At 66.8% G+C, this 1,577-nt stretch carries 1 protein-coding gene; it reads right to left on the bottom strand.

Going from position 1 to position 1,577, the window contains the following annotated elements; genetic code table 11:
* Positions 1–1,577, bottom strand: a 1,577-nt coding sequence (locus L610_RS19450) for a glycosyltransferase family 4 protein (RefSeq protein ID WP_144707002.1), incomplete at both ends; no start/stop codon positions are given.

Here is a 1,577-nt window from a genome sequence, read left to right as displayed (position 1 = left end):
ACTGCTCCCCGAGATCATGGTAGAGGCCGTAGAGCCGCCGCCGACGGCCGGCGTGATCGGCTGCATGTCGAGCACTGCAACCTTCAGCTTGGACGGCGCATTCCTGAAGTCGCGCTCCGCGGCCGGGTCGAGCAGGATTTTCGCGACCCTTTCCCACGTGATGTCGCGGGCGACGTCGGACGCCTCGAGGCCCATCTTCCGCGCTTCGTCACGATCGGTCCAGAGCCGCTCCATGGCCTTGCGGATGCTCTGCGCGTCCGGTTCGGCGACGAGTCCCGTTTCTCCGTCCCTGACGAACTGAAGCGGCTCTCCGGAATCGAGGCAGGTTATGACCGGCTTCGCATAGGCGAACGCCTCGATGGTGACATATCCGTAGTCCTCACGTACCGGGCAGAACACGACGCCGAGGCAGCGCCGGTAGAGGTCGGCCAGGCGGGCATCGTCCACATGCCCCACGAAGACGATGCGCTTGTCGCCATGGGCCAAGGCCCGCAGCGTGGCTTCGTCCTCGCCCGTTCCCGCGATGACGAGCTTCATCGGCAGGTCCGAGGCCCTTATCGCCTCGATGGCGAGGTCCACCCTCTTCCACCGATGCAGACGGCCGGGCATGAAGAAATAATCCCCCATCGGCCCCGCAACGATCCGCTCCATGTTCAGCGCGGGGTGAAGCGTCGTGGCGTCCAGCCCGTTGAACGAGTTGAGACGGCGGGCGACTTCCTCGCCGATCGCATACCGGCGTTCGATGGCCCCCAGCGCCTCATTGTCCTTCTCGTGAATCCACCGGCGTTGCGCCAGCCGGCTTTCGTCGGCATCCGGAAATGCCGTCACGAACATGTCGTAGAAGACCCTGATCGTATGGACGAGGTACAGCACATGATTGCGGTGCCTCACGCAGTAGGACGGGGCCTTGGTCGAGATCACGAGATCGTAGGCGTCGAGATCGAGCGCCTCGAAGGCTGCATATCCGGCCTGGATCGCCTCGAAGGACGACTCGTCGAACGGCACGGTAACGAGATCGGCTTCCCACCCCAGATCGCGAATGGCGCCGACGAGGCCGGCATAAAGCCGCTCCGCGCCGCCAGTGATCCCGTCGGGGGAAACAGGCGCCACGACGGCCACGCGCCCCGTTTTGCCGGACATGCCCGAAAGCGGGGAAGCCTGCATCGAACGGGTCTGTATCGAGGACAGCGCCTCGTCGTACTCCGGCCAGCGCGAGCGGGCGGCCGCCAGCCTCAGTTTCTGGTGGAGGCCATTCGGCAGGAATGCCGCGATGCGTTTCGCCAGCCGTGCAAGACGGGGGCGCCTCAGCACGAAACGGGCAAGCCGCGCGAAAGCGGCCCGCAGGACGCGGCGCGGGCGCGACCCCGGCTTGAAGGAGATCCACGCCCACACACCCCGGGCAAACCAGCGGGGGCCGCGCATCAGCCAGCGAACCGCGCGCGACACGGCGCGCAAAGGTGCGGTGATGCGCCATGACGTCGAGGCGCGCAGCGCGGCGATCTCCTGTCCGAGCTCGTCGCCGCGGCGGGAGGCCAGATCGTGGGCCTGCGAAAGCTGCGCCAGCCTGTCGTCGCGCG

The organism is Aminobacter sp. J44, from assembly GCF_007829415.1.
GTDB lineage: Bacteria > Pseudomonadota > Alphaproteobacteria > Rhizobiales > Rhizobiaceae > Aerobium.
This window is presented reverse-complemented; position numbering and strand designations above follow the sequence as displayed.